Raw genomic sequence first — 18,871 nt, forward strand, 5'->3', positions numbered from 1 at the left:
CCTGATGACGACGAGCGTGCCCGCGACGACCACGGCGGAGGAGATCGACCTGCACCGCGGCCGGGGCCGCTGGATTGGCCACTGGGATCCGGAGGACGAGAACTTCTGGCGGACCGTCGGTCGGGCTGTCGCCCGGCGCAATCTCATCTATTCGATCTTCGCCGAGCACATCGGGTTCTCCGTCTGGCTGCTCTGGAGCATCGTGGTGGTCCGGTTGGACGATGTCGGCTGGACGCTGACCACGAGCCAGGCGCTCTGGCTGACCGCCGTGCCCAGCGGTGTCGGCGCACTGTTGCGACTGCCGTACACCTTCGCGGTGCCGGTCTTCGGTGGGCGGAACTGGACCGTGATCTCCGCCCTGCTGCTGATCATTCCGGCTGCCGGGTTGGCCTGGGCGGTGCAGCACCCGGAGATCGGATTCGTGCCGCTGCTGCTGATCGCGGCCACGGCCGGGTTCGGCGGCGGGAACTTCGCCTCCAGCATGGCGAACATCTCGTTCTTCTATCCGGAGCGGGAGAAGGGGTGGGCGCTTGGGCTGAATGCGGCGGGCGGCAACATCGGGGTCGCCGTCGTGCAGTTCCTGGTGCCGCAGGTGATCGTGCTGGGCGGTGGCCTCGCGCTGGCCCGAGCCGGCCTGATGTACCTCCCGCTCGCGGTGATCGCGGCGGTCTGTGCCTACCTGTTCATGGACAACCTGGTCGAGGCCAAGGCGGACGTGGGGCCGGTCTGGTCTTCGCTGCGGGACCGGAACACCTGGATCATGTCGTTGCTGTACGTCGGCACGTTCGGCTCCTTCATCGGCTACTCGGCGGCCTTCCCGACGCTGCTCAACGGGGTCTTCGGTCGGCCCGACATCGCGTTGTCCTGGGCGTTCCTCGGTGCGGCGGTGGGCTCACTCTGCCGACCCTTCGGCGGTCGTCTCGCCGACGCCGTCGGTGGTGCCCGGATCACCGTGGCCAGCTTCGTGTTGATGACCGGCGGCGCGTACCTGGCGCTGTGGTCGGTACGGGAGCGTTGGCTGGAGCTCTTCTTCCTGGCCTTCATGCTGTTGTTCGTGGCCACCGGGGTCGGCAACGGATCGACGTACCGGATGATCTCTCGGATCTTCCAGGTGCGGGGGGAGGAGCTTGGTGGTTCGCCGGAGATCATGCGTGCCATGCGCCGGCAGGCGGCCGGGGCGCTCGGGATCATCTCCGCGGTCGGGGCCTTCGGCGGCTTCCTGGTCCCGATCTGCTACGCGTGGGCGAAGTCGGCGTACGGCAGCATCCAGCCCGCGCTGTGGTTCTATGTCGGTTTCTTCCTGCTGCTGACCGTGCTGACGTGGGTTGTGTACCTGCGCCCGGGGGCCCGGCTGGCCTCGGCTCGGGTGTGATTTCGGTCATCATCGACCAGCGCCGTGGGTAGGAAGCCAGCCTGTCCCGGCCCAGCCCGGCAGGCCGACCGGACCCCGTTTTGCCGGCTGGCCTGACGTTGGGTATCGTTACCTGCTGTTGTGCGACATCTAGGGGCGTGCCGTCTGAGGTGCGCTTGGTCGTTCGTGCGCGCTGGCTCGGCCGGAAAGTCATGGTCACCCGGCGCGCAGGCCCCAGACCGACGACGAGACAAGGTAAACCTGTGCGTACGTACAGCCCGAAGCCGGGTGAGATCGAGCGTCAGTGGCACGTTATCGACGCCTCTGATGTCGTGCTGGGCCGCTTGGCCACCCACGCCGCCACGCTGCTGCGCGGCAAGCACAAGCCGACTTTCGCGCCGCACGTCGACACGGGCGACTTTGTCGTCATCGTGAACGCCGGCAAGGTCGCGCTCACCGGTAACAAGCGGCAGCAGAAAATCGCCTACCGGCACTCCGGTTACCCCGGCGGCCTCAAGCAGGTCGGCTACGACGAGCTGCTGACCAAGCGCCCCGAGCGGGCCGTTGAGCTGGCCGTGAAGGGCATGCTCCCGCACAACAAGCTGGGCCGGAAGCTGATTAAGAAGCTGAAGGTCTACGCCGGTGCCGAGCACCCGCACGGCGCGCAGCAGCCAGTGCCGTTCGAGATCAAGCAGATCGCGCAGTGAGCGCGGGCGAAGGAAGCAGCATGACCGACATCATCGCCACCGAGGTCGCCCCCGAGGCCGCCGAGGCGCTGGCGCCCGTCGTCCGCGCGCCCCTTGGTGACCGGCCGATCCAGACCGTGGGTCGCCGCAAGGAGGCCATCGTCCGGGTCCGTATCGTCCCGGGCACTGGCAAGATCACCTGCAACGGCCGGGACCTTGAGGCGTACTTCCCGAGCAAGGTGCACCAGCAGCTGATCAAGGACCCGCTGGTCACCACCGAGAAGGCGGAGGAGTTCGACGTCATCGCGAACCTGCGGGGCGGCGGCACCACCGGTCAGGCCGGTGCGCTCCGGCTGGCCATTGCCCGCGCGCTGATCGCCAGCGAGCCGGACGACCGTCCGGCGCTCAAGAAGGCCGGCTTCCTGACCCGGGACGCGCGGGTCAAGGAGAGCAAGAAGTACGGCCTCAAGAAGGCCCGTAAGGCTCCCCAGTACTCGAAGCGCTGACGATCAGCTGCTCGTTGTACTTCTGACGGACGGCCGGGCCGCCTCCTGCGAATGGAGGTGGCCCGGCCGTTCCCGTTTTTCACCATCGGCAGTCGTATCGGAGGTTTGACGGGAATGGGTCGGTTGTTCGGCACGGACGGGGTACGGGGACGGGCGAACGTGGATCTCACCCCCGAGTTGGGGCTCGCGGTAGCGGTCGCCGCCGCGCACACCCTCGCCGAAGCGGATCGGAGCCACCCCCCGCTGGCCGTTGTCGGCCGGGACACCCGGGCCAGCGGCGAGATGCTGGAAGCCGCGGTGGTGGCCGGGCTGACCAGTGCCGGCGCGAACGTCGTACGGGTCGGCGTCCTGCCGACCCCGGCGGTGGCGTTCCTCACCGCGGAGGCCAAGGCCGATATCGGGGTGATGCTCTCCGCCTCGCACAATCCCATGCCGGACAACGGCATCAAGCTCTTCGCCGCCGGTGGGCACAAGCTACCGGACGAGATCGAGATGAAGATCGAGACGGCGGTCGAGACGAACGCGACGACCGCCTGGGAGCGTCCGGTCGGGGCGGGGGTCGGCCGGGTCCACGACCTGCTCGACGGCGCCGACCACTACGTGCAGCACCTGGTCGGCACCGTGCCGCACCGGCTGGACGGGATCAAGGTCGTGGTGGACTGCGCCAACGGTGCCGCCGCCGAGGTGGCACCGGCGGCGTACCGGGAGGCCGGCGCCGAGGTGGTCGCGATCCACGCGGAGCCCGACGGCCTCAACATCAACGACGAGTGCGGCTCCAACCACGTGGCGGCGCTCCGGCAGGCCGTCGTCGAGCACGGCGCGCAGCTGGGCATCGCCCATGACGGCGACGCCGACCGTTGCGTGGCGGTCAGCGCCGACGGTGACGAGGTGGACGGCGACCAGGTGATGGCGATCCTCGCACTGGCGATGCGGGAGGCCGGCACGCTCACCGACGACACCCTGGTGGCGACCGTGATGAGTAACCTCGGCCTGCGGATAGCCATGTCGCGGGAGGGGATTCGGCTGGTCGAGACGAAGGTCGGTGACCGGTACGTGTTGGCGGAGCTGCGCGCCTCCGGCCTGGCGCTCGGTGGCGAGCAGAGCGGGCACATCGTGATGCCCGCCCACGCGACCACCGGCGACGGCGTGCTGACCGGCCTGCACCTGATGTCCCGGATGGCGGGGACCGGCAAGTCCCTGGCCGAGCTGGCAGCCGTGGTTACTCCGCTGCCTCAGGTTCTGATCAACGTGCCGGTCGGTGACCGTACGGTGGGTGCGGCGGCTCCGACCGTACGGGCCGAGGTCGCGCGGGCTGAGGCCGAGCTGGGCGACACCGGCCGGGTCCTGCTGCGTCCCTCGGGCACCGAGCCACTGGTCCGGGTGATGGTGGAGGCCGGTACCGAGACGACGGCGCGGGCGGTGGCCGAGCGGATCGCCGAACAGGTTCGTACCGCCAGCCCGGTCAGCTGACCTGGTGTTTGCCCGCCGGCGATGGGTGCCGGCGGGGCGCGTTCACCGGGCCAGCCGCCGCAACCGGGTGACGGCCTCGGCCAGGACCTCCGGGCGTTTGCAGAAGGCGAACCGGACCAGCCGCCGGCCGGCCTCCGAGTCGTCGTAGAAGACCTGGGTCGGGACCGCGACCACGCCACAGCGTTCCGGCAGCGCGCGACAGAACTCCACCCCGTCTTGGGCGCCGAGCGGTGTCACGTCGGCGGTGACGAAGTAGGTGCCCTCCGGTGGTCCGACCCCGAACCCGGCATCGGCGAGGCCGGTGACGAGTTGGTCCCGGCGGGCCTGCATCCCGGCCCGGAACTCGGTGAAGTAGCTGTCGGCCAGGCCCAGCGCCACCGCGACCGCGGGTTGCAACGGCGCGGCGTTGACGAAGGTGAGGAACTGCTTGACCCGCAGGACCGCCGACACCAGCGACGCCGGCCCACTCGCCCAGCCGACTTTCCAGCCGGTACAGGAGAAGGTCTTGCCGGCCGAGGAGATCCGCAGCGTCCGCGTCCGCATCCCGGGCAACGTGGCGAGGGGCACGTGGCCAGCGGTGGCATCGGTGAAGGCGAGGTGTTCGTAGACCTCGTCGGTGACCGCGTACGCGTCGTACTCGTGGCACAGCTCGGCCACCAGGGCCAGTTCGGTGGGGGTGAAGACCTTGCCGGTGGGGTTGTGCGGGGAGTTGAGCAGCACCAGTCGGGTACGCGGCCCGAACGCGGCGCGCAGCTCGTCCGGGTCGACCGCGTACCGGCCGGCTGCTCCGGGGCGCAACGTCACGGGGCGTCGACGGGCTCCGGCGAGCGCGATCGAGGCGGCGTACGAGTCGTAGTAGGGCTCGAAGCAGACCACCTCGTCGCCGGGCTCACAGAGGCCCAGGATCGCCGCTGCGATCGCCTCGGTGGCGCCCGCGGTCACCACGATCTCGCCGTCGGGGTCGTACTCCAGGCCCCAGAACCGTTGCTGGTGCGCGGCCACGGCGGTGCGGAGTGCGGGGATGCCAGGGCCGGGCGGGTACTGGTTCTGCCCGCCGCGCAGCGCCTCCGCCGCGGCGGCCAACATCTCGGGTGGGCCGTCGGTGTCCGGAAAGCCCTGGCCGAGATTGACCGCCCCGGTACGGCCGGCGAGGGCGGACATCTCGGCGAAGATCGTCGTCCCGAAGGGGCGCATTCGGGCTACCAGGGCATCGACATGGGCGGTCGTCACGTCTGTCAGCCTACGGACTGTCCGGGTCCGTTCAACCCCCGCCGCGGTCGTAGATCGTCTTTCGTGACGCTCGGTAGTCGCTCGCACCATTCACTCAAATCGGATGCTTGTTTACCCGCCTTTCGAGCGCCACGGATGAGTGAAACTGGGTTAGGCTGCCACCCATGTGTGGAATCGTGGGTTACGCCGGCGCGCGCCCGGCGCTCGGCATCGTGCTCGATGGGCTGCGACGGCTGGAGTACCGCGGCTACGACTCGGCCGGCGTCGCCGTCATCTGCGCGGATGAACTACTGGCGGAGAAGAAGGCCGGCAAGCTGGCCAACCTGGAGAAGGTCCTCGCCGAGCGGTCCGCGCGGGATCCGGAGGCCTGCGCCGCATCCCCGATCGGGATCGGGGATGGGGTCACCGGAATCGGCCACACCCGTTGGGCCACCCACGGCGGCCCCACCGACCGCAATGCCCACCCGCACCTCTCCCCGGACGGACGGGTTGCGGTGATTCACAACGGCATCATCGAGAACTTCGCGAAGCTGCGCACCGAGTTGGAGGCCGACGGGATCCAGTTCGGCAGCGACACCGACACCGAGTGCACCGCCCACCTGCTCGCCGCGGCCCTCGCCGACCTGCGGTCCGCCGGGCATCCGGAGGGGCCGCAGCTGCTCGCCGCCGGCATGCGGGTCGTCTGTCAGCGCCTGGAGGGCGCCTTCACCCTGCTCGCCGTGGACGCCGGCGTTCCGGGCGCGGTGGTCGGCGCGCGGCGGAACTCGCCCCTGGTCGTCGGCCGGGGCGACGGCGAGAACTACCTGGCGAGCGACGTCGCGGCGTTCATCGAGCACACCCGCGAAGCGATCGAGCTGGGTCAGGATCAGATCGTTCTGATCACCGCCGACAGCATCGAGATCACCGACTTCGCCGGCCGGCCCGCCACCGGCAGGGACTTCCACATCGACTGGGACTCCTCCGCCGCGGAGAAGGGCGGTTACGACTGGTTCATGCTCAAGGAGATCGCGGAGCAGCCGCAGGCCGTCGCCGACACGCTGCTGGGCCGGCTCGCCGAGACCGGCGAGATCATGCTCGACGAGGTTCGCCTCAGCGATCAGGACCTGCGCGACGTGGACAAGATCTTCATCGTCGCCTGCGGTACCTCGTACCACGCCGGGATGGTGGCCAAGTACGCGATCGAGCACTGGACAAGGATCCCCTGCGAGGTGGAGCTGGCCAGCGAATTTCGCTACCGAGACCCGGTGCTCGACCGGTCCACCCTGATCGTGGTGATCTCGCAGTCCGGCGAGACGATGGACACCCTGATGGCGCTGCGGCACGCCAAGGACCAGAAGGCACGCATCCTGGCGATCTGCAACACCAACGGCTCCACCATTCCCCGGGAGTCCGACGCGGTCCTCTACACCCACGGTGGACCGGAGATCGCGGTCGCCTCCACCAAGGCGTTCCTGACCCAGCTCGTCGCCTGCTACCTGATCGGCCTGCACCTGGCCCAGGTGCGCGGGATCAAGTTCGCCGACGAGGTCGCCGCGGTGGTGTCCCAGCTCCAGGACGTTCCGGGCAAGCTGCGCGAGCTGCTGGGGCGGATCGAGCCGGTACGCGAGCTGGCCCGGGAGCTGAAGTCCGAGTCGACCGTGCTCTTCATCGGTCGGCATGTCGGCTACCCGGTAGCCCTGGAGGGCGCACTGAAGCTCAAGGAACTGGCGTACATGCACGCCGAGGGCTTCGCCGCGGGCGAGTTGAAGCACGGCCCGATCTCGCTCATCGATGAGGGCACCCCGGTGATCTGCATAGTGCCGTCGCCGATCGGCCGCGGCATGTTGCACGACAAGATCGTCTCCAACATTCAGGAGGTGCGGGCCCGGGGCGCCCGGACCATCGTGATCGCGGAGGAGGGGGACGAGTCTGTCGTCCGGTACGCCGACCACCTGGTCTACGTACCGCGTACGCCGACCCTGCTTGCGCCGCTGGTGACCACCGTGTCGTTGCAGGTTTTCGCCGCGGAGATCGCCGCTGCTCGGGGCCACGACGTAGACCAGCCCCGCAACCTGGCGAAGTCCGTAACCGTCGAGTGAGTACCGAGGGCGCGGGGAACGTGGTGGCCCCGCGGCCGACGGGCCCACGCACCACGGCCCGGTGGGTGTACCGAGTGGCGGCAACGGCAGCATGCGCGGGCACCGCGCCGGTAGGGTGGGCGCATGATCGTCGGGGTCGGCATCGACGTGGTCCTGGTGGAGCGGTTCGCGCGGGCGCTGACCCGGACGCCGCTGCTCGCCGACCGGCTCTTCACCGAAGCCGAGCGGTACACCAGTTCTGGTAACGCCCGTTCGCCCGAGTCGCTCGCCGCCCGCTTCGCGGCGAAGGAGGCGGTGGCCAAGGCGCTCGGTGCACCGAGCGGGCTGAGCTGGCACGACTGTGAGATCGTGCCGGATCCGGATGGCCGGCCGTGGTTGACCGTCTCCGGCACGGTCGCGGCGGCGGCGGTCGAGCGGGGGGCCAACCGGTGGCACCTGTCGCTGTCGCACGACGGGGGGATCGCGTCGGCCATGGTGGTCGCGGAACGCTGATCGGTGGCGTGCCCGGTCCAGCCGGGCACGGGGACGGAGTGGGATGAGACCGGTGTGGCGGGTGGCGGACGTACGCGCCGCCGAGGCGGGCCTGCTGGCGACGCTCCCGCCCGGGACGTTGATGCAGCGGGCCGCTGCGGGGCTCGCCCGCCGCTGTGCGCAGCTCCTCGCCGACCGGGGTGGTGTCTACGGCGCCCCGGTGCTGCTGCTGGTCGGCTCGGGCGACAACGGCGGTGACACGCTCTTCGCCGGCGCCCGGCTGGCCCGGCGCGGGGCGGCGGTGTCGGCGCTGTTACTGACTCCGGGCCGGGCGCACGCCGAGGCGTTAGCGGCGCTGCGGGCCGCGGGTGGTCGGCTGGTCGACCGCCCACCGGCCCGGGTGGACCTGGTGCTCGACGGCATCGTCGGGATCGGTGGCAGCGGTGGGCTCCGGGCACCGGCGGCGCAGCTCGCGGCGGGCCTCGCGCAGTATCGCGGGCGGGCCGGTGGCCGGGCGACAGTGGTCGCGGTGGACGTACCGAGTGGGGTGTCGGTCGACACCGGGCAGGTGCCGCTGACCGCGGCTGGTCAGCCGGCCGCGATCCACGCCGACGTCACGGTGACCTTCGGTGCCCTGAAGCCCGCGCTGGTGGTGGGCGCGGCGGCGCCGTTGGCCGGCCAGGTTGAGTTGGTCGACATCGGGCTGGAACCCTGGCTGCGTGGCACCGCGGCGCTGCAGATCACCGAGGGGGCGGATGTGACCGACTGGTGGCCCAGGCCCGGACCGGCGGCAGAGAAGTACAGCCGGGGTGTGGTCGGTCTCGCCACCGGCTCGGCCGGCTACCCCGGCGCCGCGGTGCTCTCGGTGGCCGGTGCGTTGGCCGGCCCGACCGGCCTGGTCCGCTACGCCGGCACCGCCCGGACGGAGGTGCTGCGCCAACACCCGTCGGTGATCGCTACCGACCGGGTCGCCGAGGCCGGTCGGGTGCAGGCGTGGGTGTGCGGTTCCGGGCTGGGTACCGGCGACGAGGCGGCGGGTGAGCTGCGGGCGGTGCTCGCGGCACCGGTGCCGGCGGTGCTCGACGCGGACGCGTTGACCCTGCTCGGTACGGGCTCCCTCGCCGACCAGCTCCGGCGGCGGGACGCCCCGGTCGTGGTCACCCCGCATGATCGGGAGTTCGCCCGGCTCTCCGGCGAGGCTCCCGGCGACGACCGGGTCGCTGCCGCGTTGGGCCTGGCCACCCGGATGAACGCTGTGGTGTTACTCAAGGGCGACCGGACGGTGATCGGTACGCCCGACGGCCGGGCCTATGTCAACCAGACCGGGACCGCGGCCCTGGCCACCGGCGGTACGGGCGACGTGCTGTCTGGGCTGCTCGGCTCGTTGCTGGCTGCGGGTCTCGCGCCGGAGCGGGCCGCCGCCGCGGCGGCCTACCTGCACGGGCTCGCCGGTCGGGAGGCGGCGCGGGGCGGCCCGGTGGCCTCGCCCGATGTCGCCGTCGCCCTGCGCCCGGTGCTGGCCGGGCTCGGGTGGATCGGTGGATCGACCTGGGCCGGGCCCAATTCCTGATCAACTCAGTAGGCTGGGGGCATGTGGCAGGCCGAGGTACGCGTCGACCTTGACGCGATCCGTGAGAACGTGAGTTGGTTGCGCTCCGGTAGCGCCGCCGAGTTGATGGCGGTGGTCAAGGGGGACGGGTACGGCCACGGCATGGTCCCGGCCGCCCACGCCGCGCTGGATGGTGGTGCCGACTGGCTCGGTGTCTGCACCCTCGACGAGGCGCTCACCCTGCGCCGGGCCGGGCTCACCGTGCCGATCCTGGCCTGGCTGCTCGCGCCGGGCCTGCCGTTGCACGAAGGGGTGCTGGCCGGTATTGATCTCAGTGCGGCCAGCGTGGCGCAGCTCGACGAGATGGTTGATGCGGGCCGGGTGGCCGGGCGTCCCACCCGGCTGCATCTCAAGATCGACACTGGGTTGTCCCGGGGTGGCGCGACCGTCTCGCAGTGGCCGGAGCTGCTCGATGCCGCGGCGAAGGCGCAGGCTGACGGCGCGGTCGAGGTGGTGGGGGTGTGGAGCCACCTCGTGTACGCCGACGCTCCCGGACACCCGACCACCGACCGGCAGCTTGCCGTCTTCCACGAGGGGTTGAGCATGGTGGAGCAGGCGGGGCTGCGTCCGCGCTACCGCCACCTGGCCAACTCGGCGGCCACGCTGACCCGGCCGGACGCCCACTTCGACCTGGTCCGTCCCGGGCTGGCCGTCTACGGGCTCTCGCCGGTGGCCGGAGAGCGATTCGGCCTGCGACCGGCGATGACCGCCCGGGCCCGCGTCATGCTCACCAAGCAGGTACCGGCGGGGGCCGGAGTCTCCTACGGCCACACGTACACCACCGAACGGGCGAGCAACCTCGCCGTGATTCCGCTCGGGTACGCCGACGGCGTCCCCCGGGACGCGTCCAACTGCGGCCCGGTGCAGCTCGGTGGCGTTCGGCGGACCATCTCCGGCCGGGTCTGCATGGACCAGTTCGTGCTCGACTGCGGCGACGATCCGGTCGCGCCGGGCGACGTGGCCACCCTCTTCGGCGCCGGACAGAACGGGGAGCCCACCGCCGACGACTGGGCCGAGGCGGTCGGGACGATCAACTACGAGATCGTCACCCGTTTCGGCAGCACCCGGGTGCCCCGCTGCTATGACGGCGAGCGTTCGTGACGGCGTCCCGGTTCCGGGTTCCGCTGCCCCGGGCCAGCCACCCCCGGGCCGCGATCGGCGCGTTGGCCGCCGTCGGTGTCGCGGCCGCCGGTCTCGTCGCCGGCGTCGCGACCGAACGCGCGCTGGTCCGTCGGCTGAAGGCTGACCCTACCGACCGGTACGCCGGCGAGGACTTCGGCGAGCGGCGGTTCGACGAGGCGTTGCGGGTGGAGATGCCGGACGGCACCGACATCCACGTGGAGGTGGTCGAGCCGGCCCGGCCGGTTACCGGGAACCCCACCATCGTGCTGGTGCACGGATTCTGCCTGGACCAGGGGACCTTCCACTTCCAGCGCAAGCTGCTCGCCGCCCGGGGTGAGCACCGGATCGTGGCGTACGACCAGCCGGGGCACGGGCGCTCCGGCCAGCTGGAAACCGGCGAGTACGACCTGACCGCACTCGGTCGGACGCTGCGCGCGGTGCTCGACCAGACCGCGCCGGAGGGCCCGCTGGTGCTGGTCGGCCACTCGATGGGTGGTATGACCATCATGGCGTTCGCGGAACTCTTCCCGGAGTTGTTCGGGGACCGGGTGGTGGGCACCGTGTTGCTGGCCACCTCCGGCGGGCTGCTCGCCGAGACCAAGCTGGTCGCCCCGGCGCTGCTGGGCCGGGTCGGTCCGCCGGTGCTGCACCTGATGAGCAACGCCGCCCGCTACGGGAGCCCGGTGATCGACCGAGCGCGTCGGTCCACCTCCAACGTGGCCTGGCTGCTCACCCGCCGGTATGGCTTCGGCACCGGTCACCCCAGCCCGGCTCTGGTCTCCTACGTCGAGGAGATGAACTCCCGGACCTCCGCCGACACCGTCACCCGCTACCTGCGAACGCTCGCCACCCACTCCCGGTTTCCGGCTCTGGCGGCGCTCGCCAGCGCGCCGGTGCTGGTGCTGGTGGGGGAGAAGGACATGATCACGCCGGTGGCGCACTCGGAGGAGATCGTCCGCCGGCTGCCGCACGCCGAGTTCGTCAAGATCCCCGACAGCGGGCATGTGGTGATGTTGGAACACGCCGCCGAGGTGAACGCGGCGTTGATCCGGTTTCTGGAGGAGCTGTGAACCCCGGAAGGCCGATCCGATTCACCCTGCCGACCGTCGCCGACACGCACGCCTTCGGCCGCCGGCTGGCCGGCCTCCTCCGAGCGGGGGACCTGCTGCTGCTGACAGGTCCCCTCGGTGCCGGCAAGACGGCCCTCACCCAGGGCATCGGCGCCGGCCTGGGGGTGGCCGGGGCGGTCACCTCCCCCACCTTCGTGATCGCGCGGGTACACCAACCCGATCCGGTCCGGGGTGGCTCGGTGCCCCTCGTGCACGCCGACGCGTACCGCCTGGGTGATGCGAGCGACCCCCGTGCCGAGCTCGACGACCTGGATCTGGACGCGTCGGTGGACGAGGCGGTGACCGTGGTCGAGTGGGGCGAGGGGCTCGCCGAGCAGCTCGTCGCGGAGCACCTGTGGGTTCGGATCGACCGCCGGGACGACGACACCCGGCTGGTCGACCTGGAACCGGTCGGTGGCGACTGGAGCGCGCGGTTGACCGGCACCCCCGGATTCATCGACAGCTGACACCATCGACCGGTCCCGTAGGGGGCGGGCCGTCCTGGTTGGGGTTGCGGTGGCGACCCGGAGGAGCCTCGCGGGGAGGTGGCCGGTGGTGTCGGAGCCGGCGACTAGAGTGCGCGGGACGCCCCGACCGGAAAGGCCGCCGATGCCCGACGACGCACCCACCCTGGATCTGCTGGCCCTGCTGTCACCGGGGTGGCGGTCCGCGCTCGCCCCGGAGCTCGATCCGGCCCGCACTGCGGCGCTTGCCGGTTTCGTCGCGCAGGAGTACGCCACCCAGACCGTCTTTCCGCCCATGGCGGACCTCTTCTCGGCCTACCGGCTCTGCCCGCCGACGGAGACCCGGGTGGTGATCCTCGGCCAGGATCCCTATCACCGGGCCGGGCAGGCACACGGGCTGAGCTTCAGCGTCCGCCCCGGCGTGCCGACGCCGCCCTCACTGCGCAACGTCTTCAAGGAGTTGGGCGCCGATCTGGGCGTGCCGCGACCGGCCGGTGGAAATCTGGCCGGCTGGGCCGCGCAGGGTGTGCTGCTGCTCAACTCGGTGCTGACGGTTCGCGAGGCCAGCCCCGGCTCCCACGCCAACCGCGGCTGGGAGGAGTTCACCAACGCGACAATTCGGGCGCTGAACGCGGTGGATCACCGGGTGGTCTTCTTACTCTGGGGTGGATATGCCCGGAAGAAGGCGGCGTTGGTGACAAACCCGAGCCACGTGGTGCTGGAGGCGGGACACCCCAGCCCGATGAACCCGCGGGGGTTCCTGGGCAGCCGCCCGTTCAGCGCGGCCAACAAGGCGCTCGCCGACGCCGGTCTGCCGACGATCGACTGGGAACGCGCCGCCGCCTGATCGCTCTGCCGGGGTGGGGCCGGTCCCGGCAGCCGGGCGGCTAGGCTGGTTCACCGTGCTCGTACTCGTGGTGGACAGCTCGACTCCCGCGGTGATCGCCGCGCTGGCGCAGGTCACGGCGGCCGGCGTCGAGGTGCGGGCGCAGCGCTGTGCCGTGGACGCCCGAGCCCACGGCGAGCTGCTCGCCCCACAGGTGGACGCGGTCCTGGCCGACGTCGGTGTGCGCCCCTCCGCTCTCGGTGCGATCGTCGCCGGCCTCGGGCCGGGCCCGTTCACCGGGCTGCGGGTCGGGCTGGTCACCGCCGCCACGATGGGGCAGGCGCTCGGCGTGCCAACCTACGGGGTCTGTTCGCTGGACGCCGTCGGCTTCCCGGCCGCCGCCGGCGAGCCGGTCCTGGCGGCGACCGACGCGCGCCGCCGGGAGATCTACTGGGCGGTGTACGACGAAGCCGGCCAACGGGTCGTCGGCCCCGAGGTCTCCGCTCCGGCGGTCGCCGCCGCGCGCGCCCGTGACCTGGCGGTTGTCGCCGCGGTCGGCGACGGCGCGCACCGGTACGCGGCGACGCTGGAGCTGCCGGTCGCCGACGAGCCCCGCTACCCGATGCCGGTGGCCCTGGCGCGGCTCGCGGCGGCGCGGATCGCCGCCGGTGCCCCCGATGAGCCGCTCACCCCGCTCTACCTGCGCCGCCCGGACGCGGTCGCGGCGGCGGGCCGCAAGTCGGTCCTGCCGTGAGTGGGGAAGCGAACCGGGGCGGCGAACCGGGTGGCGGGGGGCGTGGCCTCCAACTGGAGCGGTTCCGTTGGTGGCACATCGCCGAGGTGTTGCCGATCGAGGCGGACCTCTTCGGTGTCGAGCAGTGGTCTGCCGCCATGTTCTGGAACGAACTCGCCAACGGGCACCACTACCTGGTGGTGACCGAGGGGGAAGCCCTGCTCGGCTACGCGGGGCTCACCGCCGTCGCCGGCGAGGAGGCATGGGTGCAGAACATCGCCGTCCGCCGGTCCGCGCAGCGGCGGGGGGTCGGGCGGCTGCTGTTGCGCGCGTTGTTGGCCGAGGCGGCGCGACTGCGGGTGCGCGGCACGCTGCTGGAGGTGGCCGCGGACAACGCCCCGGCGCAGAAGCTTTACGCGGCGCACGGCTTCGAGGCGATCGGGGTGCGGCGCGGGTACTACCAGCCGCGCAACACCGACGCGTTGGTCATGCGCCGGGACGAGGAGTTGATCGATGGCTGACGAACCCCTGGTCCTGGGGATCGAGACGTCCTGCGACGAGACCGGGGTCGGTGTTGTCCGGGGCCACACCCTGCTCGCCGACGCCTTGGCCAGCAGCGTCGAGCAACATGCCCGGTTCGGCGGCGTGGTGCCCGAGGTGGCCAGCCGGGCCCACCTGGAGGCGATCGTCCCGACGATGAACCGGGCGTTGGCGGAGGCGGGGGTGACGCTCGCTGACGTCGACGCCATCGCGGTGACCTCCGGCCCCGGTCTGGCCGGGGCGCTGCTGGTCGGGGTCGCCGCGGCCAAGGGCTACGCGGTCGCCGCCGAAAAGCCGGTGTACGGCGTGAACCACCTGGCCGCGCACGTCGCCGTGGACACCCTGGAACACGGGCCGCTGCCCGAGCCGGCGATCGCCCTGCTGGTTTCGGGCGGGCACTCGTCGCTGCTGCTCGTCGACGACCTGGCCTACGGTGTCACCCCGCTCGGCGCCACGATCGACGACGCGGCCGGCGAGGCGTTCGACAAGGTCGCCCGCCTCCTCGGGCTGCCCTTCCCCGGCGGCCCGTACATCGATCGCGAGGCCCGCGCCGGTGACCCGGCGGCCATCGCGTTCCCCCGGGGGCTGACCGCGGCCAAGGACTTGGCAGCGCACCGCTACGACTTCTCCTTCTCCGGGTTGAAGACCGCGGTGGCGCGTTGGGTGGAGCGTCGGCAGCGGGCCGGCGAGCCCATCCCGGTCGCCGACGTCGCCGCCTCCTTCCAGGAGGCGGTGTGCGACGTGCTGATCGGGAAGGCACTGGATGCCTGCCGGTCGAGTGGGGTGCAGACCCTGGTGATCGGGGGCGGAGTGGCGGCCAACTCGCGGCTGCGGGCGATGGCCGAGCAGCGCGCGGCGAAGTACGACATCCGGGTGCGGACGCCCCGCCCGAAGTTGTGTACGGACAACGGCGCGATGGTCGCCGCGCTCGGCTCACACCTGGTCGCCGCCGGTGTCGCGCCGAGCCGCCTGGACCTGCCCGCCGATTCGGCGATGCCACTGACGACAGTCAGTGTTACCGGGGAGGAGCAGACATGATCGTGCGGATGTGGGAGGTACGGGCCGAGCCGTACGGGATGGCCGACCTGATCACCTGGGTGTGTGAGACCGCCCTGCCGGAGTTCGAACACGACCCGCTGCACGTCTCCAGCGAGGTCTTCTCCTCCACCGATCACCGGGTCGTGGTGATCTCGAAGTGGCGGGGCAACCCCCGTCCCCTGCCCGACCCGCCGGTGACCCTGGTCGCGCGTCCCCCGTACTCCTGGGACTTCACGCCGGTCGATCGCTGACCCCAGCGCCGCCCAGTCCACTCGGGGACTGGGTTCAGTGGACGTCGAGCGGGTCGGCGAGGAGCCGTTCGAAGGCGAGTTCGGCCGCGCCGATCAGGGCGGCGTCGTCGCCGAGTTCGGGGGTGCGCAGCCGGACGTGTTCCACACAGGCGGGCAGTGCGCTGGCGTTGAGCCGGCTGCGTACCTGGGCGGCGGCGGCCAGGTAGAGGTCCCGCATGGCACCGCCGAAGATGACCAACTCCGGGTTGAAGATGTTGACGAGGTTGGCCACGCCGAAGCCGAGCCAGTCGCCGGCGGTGCGCACGGCGGTCTGGGCTCGGGCGTCGCCCCGGTCGGCGGCCTCGAAGACTGCCAGCAGCGCTTCTCGGCCCTGGGTGTCGGAGCGGCCGGCCGCCTGCAGCAGACCGTGTTCGCCGATCTCCGTCTCCCAGCAGCCGCGTGACCCACACTCGCAGCGGGTGCCGTCCCGCCGGACCACCATGTGCCCGACCTCGCCGCCGTAGCCGCCGTGCCCGGTCAGCCGACGCCCGCCGGCGATGATGCCGGCGCCGACGCCGACATCGCCGTACAGATAGATCAGGTTGTCGCAGGTGGTGGCGGCGCCGCGGGTGTGTTCGGCGAAGGCCGCCATGTCGGCGACGTTGCCGACGACGACCGGAACGTCCGGCCCCAACTCGGCACCGATCGCCGCACCGATCGGCTCGTCCACCCAGCCCAGCGTCGGGCCGAGCCGGACCAGTCCGTCGTCCCGACGGACCAGGCCGCAGACGGCGACGCCCGCGCCGACGCAGATCGCGTCGGCGGGCACGGACTGTCGCATCTCCCGCGCCGCCCGGGCCAGCAACGGCGCGGCCTCGGCGGCGGTGATGCCGCGCGGACGCGCCAGTTCCCGTCGGTCGAGCACCCCGCCGCCGAGACCGATCCGCGCGGCCCGCAGCCGGTCCACCTCGATGCTGTACGCGTACGCGTACACCCGGGCCGACTCGGGCCGGACGACCAGCGACGGTCGTCCGGCCCGGCCGGTCTCCTTCGGCGCCCCCTCGCTCACCAGGCCGGCCGCGGCGAGGTCGGTGGTGAGCGCGCCGATGGTGCTGCGGTTCAGCCCCAGCGTGGTGGTCAGCTCGGCCCGGGACGTCGCCCCGTGCATATGGACGTACCGCAGTAACGCTCCGAGGTTCTGCCGACGGATCTCGTCCTGGCTGGGTCCTGCGCGCATCGCGGCGTACTGCTCCTCAGTGCGGTGACGGGCGGCGTCGGTGGCCTGGTCGGGCCGGCCCGGTCAGCGGCCGCCGCTGGCGGCGGCCCGGCGCCGGGACAGCGCGTCCACGCTGGCAGCGAGGAGTAGGACCACCCCGGTTACCACGTACTTGACCCCTGAGCTGTAGCCCATCAGACCCATCCCATTGTCGATCACTGCGACGACCGCACCGCCGAGCACCGCGTCGAGGACCCGACCCTTGCCACCGAAGAGACTGGTGCCACCGATCACCGCCGCGCCGACGGCGTAGAGCAGTACGTTACTGCCACCGGTGTTCGGGTCGACCGAGTTGGCCCGGCTGGCGGCGACAATGCCGCCGATCGCGGCCATCGCGGAGCAGATCACGAAGACGGAGATGCGGATCCGGTCGACGTTGATGCCGGCTCGGCGGGCTGCTTCCTTGTTGCCGCCGACCGCGTAGACGTGCCGGCCGTAGCTGGTGCGCTGCAGTACGAAGGTTCCGGCGATCAGCAGTACCGCGATCAGCGGCACCACGATCGGTACGCCCTTCAGGGAATTGATCAGGACGTTGAAGCTGCGTTCCTGGTTGAGGAGGTAGACCGTCGTGCCGAGCACGGTGGCCAGCCCGACGACCCGGGCGAGAACCACGGTGAGTGGGTCGGTGACCAGGCCCCGGGCCGCACGGCTGCGGTACCGCGTCGTCTGGACCGCGGCGTAGCCGGCGACGGCGAGCCCGGCCAGGGCCCAGCCGAGAGCCGGTGGCAGGTTGCGGTTCGCGATCGCCACCAGCACCGGGTCGCGGACCGAGATGTTCCTGCCCTCCTCCATCAGCAGCAGCACGATGCCCTGGAAGGCGAGGAAGCCGGCGAGGGTGACCACGAAGGACGGAATGCCGATCTTCGCGACCAGCATTCCGAGCACGCTGCCGATCAACACTCCGGTGAGCACCGCGGCGAGCACCGCGACGTACCACGGGTAGCCGAGGACGGTGACCACATTGGCCAGTACCGCGGCACAGACTCCGCTGGCGAAGCCGGCGGAGAGATCGATCTCACCGAGCAGCAGGACGAAGACCAGCCCCATGGCGATCAGCGTGACCGCTGCCCCCTGCGTGAACAGGTTGGCGAAGTTGGCGGTGGTGAGGAACGACGGCCGCATGATCGCGAAGACGGTGCAGAGCACGATCAGGCCGAGGACGGCGGGTAGGGCACCGATCTCCCCACCGCGCACCCGGCTGAGGTAGCCGCGCACGTGGCTGGTGAGGGTGGGCACGGCGGCGGGGGTGGCCACGGATTCCTGGTCGGGGAGGGCGGCGCTGGTCATCGGGCGGCTCCCGGGGCGGCGGCGGGCTCCCCGCCGGTGTCGTTCGATCCGTTGCCCGCGTTGCGCCCGAGCGCACCGGAGCGGCCGGCGGTGATCAGCTCAACGATTTGGGCGTGGGTGATGTCGGTGGTCTTCACCTGGGCGACCATCTGGCCCAGGTAGAGCGCGGCGATCCGGTCGGAGACGGCGAAGACATCGTTCATGTTGTGGGAGATGAGTACGACCGCGAGGCCGTTGTCGGCCAGCCGGCGAACCAACTCGAGCACCTGTGCGGTCTGCGCGACCCCGAGCGCCGCGGTCGGCTCGTCCAGGATGACGACCTTGCTGTTCCAGAGCACCGCCTTGGCGATCGCCACGGTCTGCCGTTGGCCTCCGGAGAGGCTGGAAACCTGCTGGCGGAGCGACTTGACGGTGCGGACGGAGAGCCCGGCGAGCGTGTCCGCAGCCATCTGCTCCATGGTCGGCTCGTCGAGCACGAGGCTGCGCCGCTTCTCCCGGCCGAGGAACATGTTCTGCACGATGTCGAGGTTGTCGCAGAGCGCGAGGTCCTGGTAAACGACCTCGATGCCGAGTGCGGCGGCGTCGCGGGGGTTGTGGATGCTCACCGGGCGGCCGTTGAAGAGGAACTCGCCGGCATCGGTCGGGTAGATGCCGCTGATGCACTTGACCAGGGTGGACTTACCGGCGCCGTTGTCGCCGACCAGCGCGGTCACCTGCCCGGGAAAGGCGGAGAGAGCGACATCACGCAGGACCTGGACGGGACCGAAGCTCTTGTCGATCCCGCGCAGCTCCAGCAGGGGGGTCGCGGACACGGGGACTCCTTAACGCACGTGAGGGGAGATCGT

General features: G+C 71.3%; 19 protein-coding genes. 15 read left to right on the plus strand and 4 right to left on the minus strand.

Annotated features, from left to right (window positions below):
* Positions 1–4 precede the first annotated feature (4 nt).
* From SALPAC3_RS0118245 to glmM, 4 genes are all read left to right on the plus strand, one after another.
* Entirely contained in the window at positions 5–1,372 is a 1,368-nt protein-coding gene (locus SALPAC3_RS0118245) for a NarK family nitrate/nitrite MFS transporter (RefSeq protein ID WP_018222624.1), read from the plus strand.
* A gap of 242 nt (positions 1,373–1,614) precedes the next feature.
* Entirely contained in the window at positions 1,615–2,058 is a 444-nt protein-coding gene (rplM, locus tag SALPAC3_RS0118250; RefSeq protein WP_018217015.1) for a 50S ribosomal protein L13, read from the plus strand.
* A gap of 20 nt (positions 2,059–2,078) precedes the next feature.
* A complete protein-coding gene (gene rpsI / locus SALPAC3_RS0118255) occupies positions 2,079–2,543 on the plus strand; it encodes a 30S ribosomal protein S9 (protein ID WP_018222625.1) in 465 nt (154 codons plus the stop codon).
* 114 nt (positions 2,544–2,657) lie between these two features.
* Complete coding sequence (glmM, locus tag SALPAC3_RS0118260) at positions 2,658–4,013, plus strand: phosphoglucosamine mutase (protein ID WP_026185695.1); 1,356 nt, start codon at positions 2,658–2,660, stop codon at positions 4,011–4,013.
* A 42-nt stretch (positions 4,014–4,055) separates the two neighbouring features.
* Here glmM and SALPAC3_RS0118265 read toward each other — a convergent pair whose 3' ends face one another.
* Positions 4,056–5,243, minus strand: a complete 1,188-nt coding sequence (locus tag SALPAC3_RS0118265; protein ID WP_018222627.1) for a pyridoxal phosphate-dependent aminotransferase — start codon at positions 5,241–5,243, stop codon at positions 4,056–4,058.
* A gap of 164 nt (positions 5,244–5,407) precedes the next feature.
* On the opposite strand from SALPAC3_RS0118265, the gene glmS reads away from it, so the two are divergent.
* The 11 genes from glmS to SALPAC3_RS0118320 all read left to right on the plus strand — a co-directional run bounded on the left by glmS (position 5,408) and on the right by SALPAC3_RS0118320 (position 15,484).
* Positions 5,408–7,321: a glutamine--fructose-6-phosphate transaminase (isomerizing) gene (gene glmS, locus SALPAC3_RS0118270; RefSeq protein ID WP_018222628.1), complete on the plus strand. Its 1,914-nt coding sequence runs from the start codon at positions 5,408–5,410 to the stop codon at positions 7,319–7,321.
* Between the two features lie 123 nt (positions 7,322–7,444).
* On the plus strand, positions 7,445–7,813 hold the full coding sequence (locus SALPAC3_RS0118275) for a holo-ACP synthase (protein WP_018222629.1): 369 nt from the start codon (positions 7,445–7,447) through the stop codon (positions 7,811–7,813).
* Positions 7,814–7,856: 43 nt separating this feature from the next.
* Positions 7,857–9,362 (plus strand): NAD(P)H-hydrate dehydratase, encoded by a 1,506-nt coding sequence (locus SALPAC3_RS0118280; RefSeq protein ID WP_026185696.1) that lies wholly within the window; start codon positions 7,857–7,859, stop codon positions 9,360–9,362.
* A gap of 21 nt (positions 9,363–9,383) precedes the next feature.
* Entirely contained in the window at positions 9,384–10,502 is a 1,119-nt protein-coding gene (alr, locus tag SALPAC3_RS0118285; RefSeq protein WP_018222631.1) for an alanine racemase, read from the plus strand.
* The gene (locus tag SALPAC3_RS0118290) at positions 10,499–11,593 is read left to right on the plus strand and encodes an alpha/beta fold hydrolase (protein ID WP_018222632.1); all 1,095 of its coding nucleotides are present in this window, start codon (positions 10,499–10,501) and stop codon (positions 11,591–11,593) included. The genes alr and SALPAC3_RS0118290 overlap by 4 nt, the downstream gene beginning before the upstream one ends.
* Positions 11,590–12,099, plus strand: coding sequence for a tRNA (adenosine(37)-N6)-threonylcarbamoyltransferase complex ATPase subunit type 1 TsaE (gene tsaE / locus SALPAC3_RS0118295; RefSeq protein WP_018222633.1), 510 nt, complete (start codon positions 11,590–11,592; stop codon positions 12,097–12,099). Before SALPAC3_RS0118290 ends, tsaE begins: the two co-directional genes overlap by 4 nt.
* A gap of 142 nt (positions 12,100–12,241) precedes the next feature.
* A complete protein-coding gene (locus SALPAC3_RS0118300; protein ID WP_018222634.1) occupies positions 12,242–12,943 on the plus strand; it encodes a uracil-DNA glycosylase in 702 nt (233 codons plus the stop codon).
* A 55-nt stretch (positions 12,944–12,998) separates the two neighbouring features.
* Positions 12,999–13,676 carry a tRNA (adenosine(37)-N6)-threonylcarbamoyltransferase complex dimerization subunit type 1 TsaB gene (gene tsaB, locus SALPAC3_RS0118305; RefSeq protein WP_026185697.1) on the plus strand — a complete coding sequence of 226 codons (678 nt, stop codon included), beginning with the start codon at positions 12,999–13,001 and terminating at the stop codon, positions 13,674–13,676.
* Positions 13,673–14,176 carry a ribosomal protein S18-alanine N-acetyltransferase gene (rimI, locus tag SALPAC3_RS0118310; protein WP_018222636.1) on the plus strand — a complete coding sequence of 168 codons (504 nt, stop codon included), beginning with the start codon at positions 13,673–13,675 and terminating at the stop codon, positions 14,174–14,176. Before tsaB ends, rimI begins: the two co-directional genes overlap by 4 nt.
* Positions 14,169–15,233 (plus strand): tRNA (adenosine(37)-N6)-threonylcarbamoyltransferase complex transferase subunit TsaD, encoded by a 1,065-nt coding sequence (gene tsaD / locus SALPAC3_RS0118315; RefSeq protein ID WP_018222637.1) that lies wholly within the window; start codon positions 14,169–14,171, stop codon positions 15,231–15,233. The genes rimI and tsaD overlap by 8 nt, the downstream gene beginning before the upstream one ends.
* Entirely contained in the window at positions 15,230–15,484 is a 255-nt protein-coding gene (locus SALPAC3_RS0118320; protein ID WP_018222638.1) for a hypothetical protein, read from the plus strand. Before tsaD ends, SALPAC3_RS0118320 begins: the two co-directional genes overlap by 4 nt.
* A gap of 34 nt (positions 15,485–15,518) precedes the next feature.
* Here the strand turns inward: SALPAC3_RS0118320 and SALPAC3_RS0118325 are convergent, their stop codons facing one another.
* From SALPAC3_RS0118325 to SALPAC3_RS0118335, 3 genes are all read right to left on the minus strand, one after another.
* Positions 15,519–16,700: an ROK family protein gene (locus SALPAC3_RS0118325; RefSeq protein WP_018222639.1), complete on the minus strand. Its 1,182-nt coding sequence runs from the start codon at positions 16,698–16,700 to the stop codon at positions 15,519–15,521.
* A 63-nt stretch (positions 16,701–16,763) separates the two neighbouring features.
* Entirely contained in the window at positions 16,764–18,026 is a 1,263-nt protein-coding gene (locus SALPAC3_RS0118330) for a sugar ABC transporter permease (protein ID WP_018222640.1), read from the minus strand.
* Positions 18,023–18,838, minus strand: a complete 816-nt coding sequence (locus SALPAC3_RS0118335; RefSeq protein ID WP_018222641.1) for an ATP-binding cassette domain-containing protein — start codon at positions 18,836–18,838, stop codon at positions 18,023–18,025. Before SALPAC3_RS0118335 ends, SALPAC3_RS0118330 begins: the two co-directional genes overlap by 4 nt.
* Between the last annotated feature and the right edge of the window lie 33 nt (positions 18,839–18,871).

The organism is Salinispora pacifica DSM 45544, assembly GCF_000378845.1.
GTDB classification, from domain to species: Bacteria; Actinomycetota; Actinomycetes; order Mycobacteriales; family Micromonosporaceae; genus Micromonospora; species Micromonospora pacifica.

Bases quoted from the DNA above. Each gene is read 5' to 3' on its own strand.
- SALPAC3_RS0118245 (WP_018222624.1), top strand. From the start codon at position 5: ATGACGACGAGCGTGCCCGCGACGACCACGGCGGAGGAGATCGACCTG.
- rpsI (WP_018222625.1), top strand. From the start codon at position 2,079: ATGACCGACATCATCGCCACCGAGGTCGCCCCCGAGGCCGCCGAGGCG.
- glmM (WP_026185695.1), top strand. From the start codon at position 2,658: ATGGGTCGGTTGTTCGGCACGGACGGGGTACGGGGACGGGCGAACGTG.
- glmS (WP_018222628.1), top strand. From the start codon at position 5,408: ATGTGTGGAATCGTGGGTTACGCCGGCGCGCGCCCGGCGCTCGGCATC.
- SALPAC3_RS0118275 (WP_018222629.1), top strand. From the start codon at position 7,445: ATGATCGTCGGGGTCGGCATCGACGTGGTCCTGGTGGAGCGGTTCGCG.
- SALPAC3_RS0118280 (WP_026185696.1), top strand. From the start codon at position 7,857: ATGAGACCGGTGTGGCGGGTGGCGGACGTACGCGCCGCCGAGGCGGGC.
- alr (WP_018222631.1), top strand. From the start codon at position 9,384: ATGTGGCAGGCCGAGGTACGCGTCGACCTTGACGCGATCCGTGAGAAC.
- SALPAC3_RS0118300 (WP_018222634.1), top strand. From the start codon at position 12,242: ATGCCCGACGACGCACCCACCCTGGATCTGCTGGCCCTGCTGTCACCG.
- tsaD (WP_018222637.1), top strand. From the start codon at position 14,169: ATGGCTGACGAACCCCTGGTCCTGGGGATCGAGACGTCCTGCGACGAG.
- SALPAC3_RS0118320 (WP_018222638.1), top strand. From the start codon at position 15,230: ATGATCGTGCGGATGTGGGAGGTACGGGCCGAGCCGTACGGGATGGCC.
- SALPAC3_RS0118325 (WP_018222639.1), bottom strand. From the start codon at position 16,700: ATGCGCGCAGGACCCAGCCAGGACGAGATCCGTCGGCAGAACCTCGGA.
- SALPAC3_RS0118330 (WP_018222640.1), bottom strand. From the start codon at position 18,026: ATGACCAGCGCCGCCCTCCCCGACCAGGAATCCGTGGCCACCCCCGCC.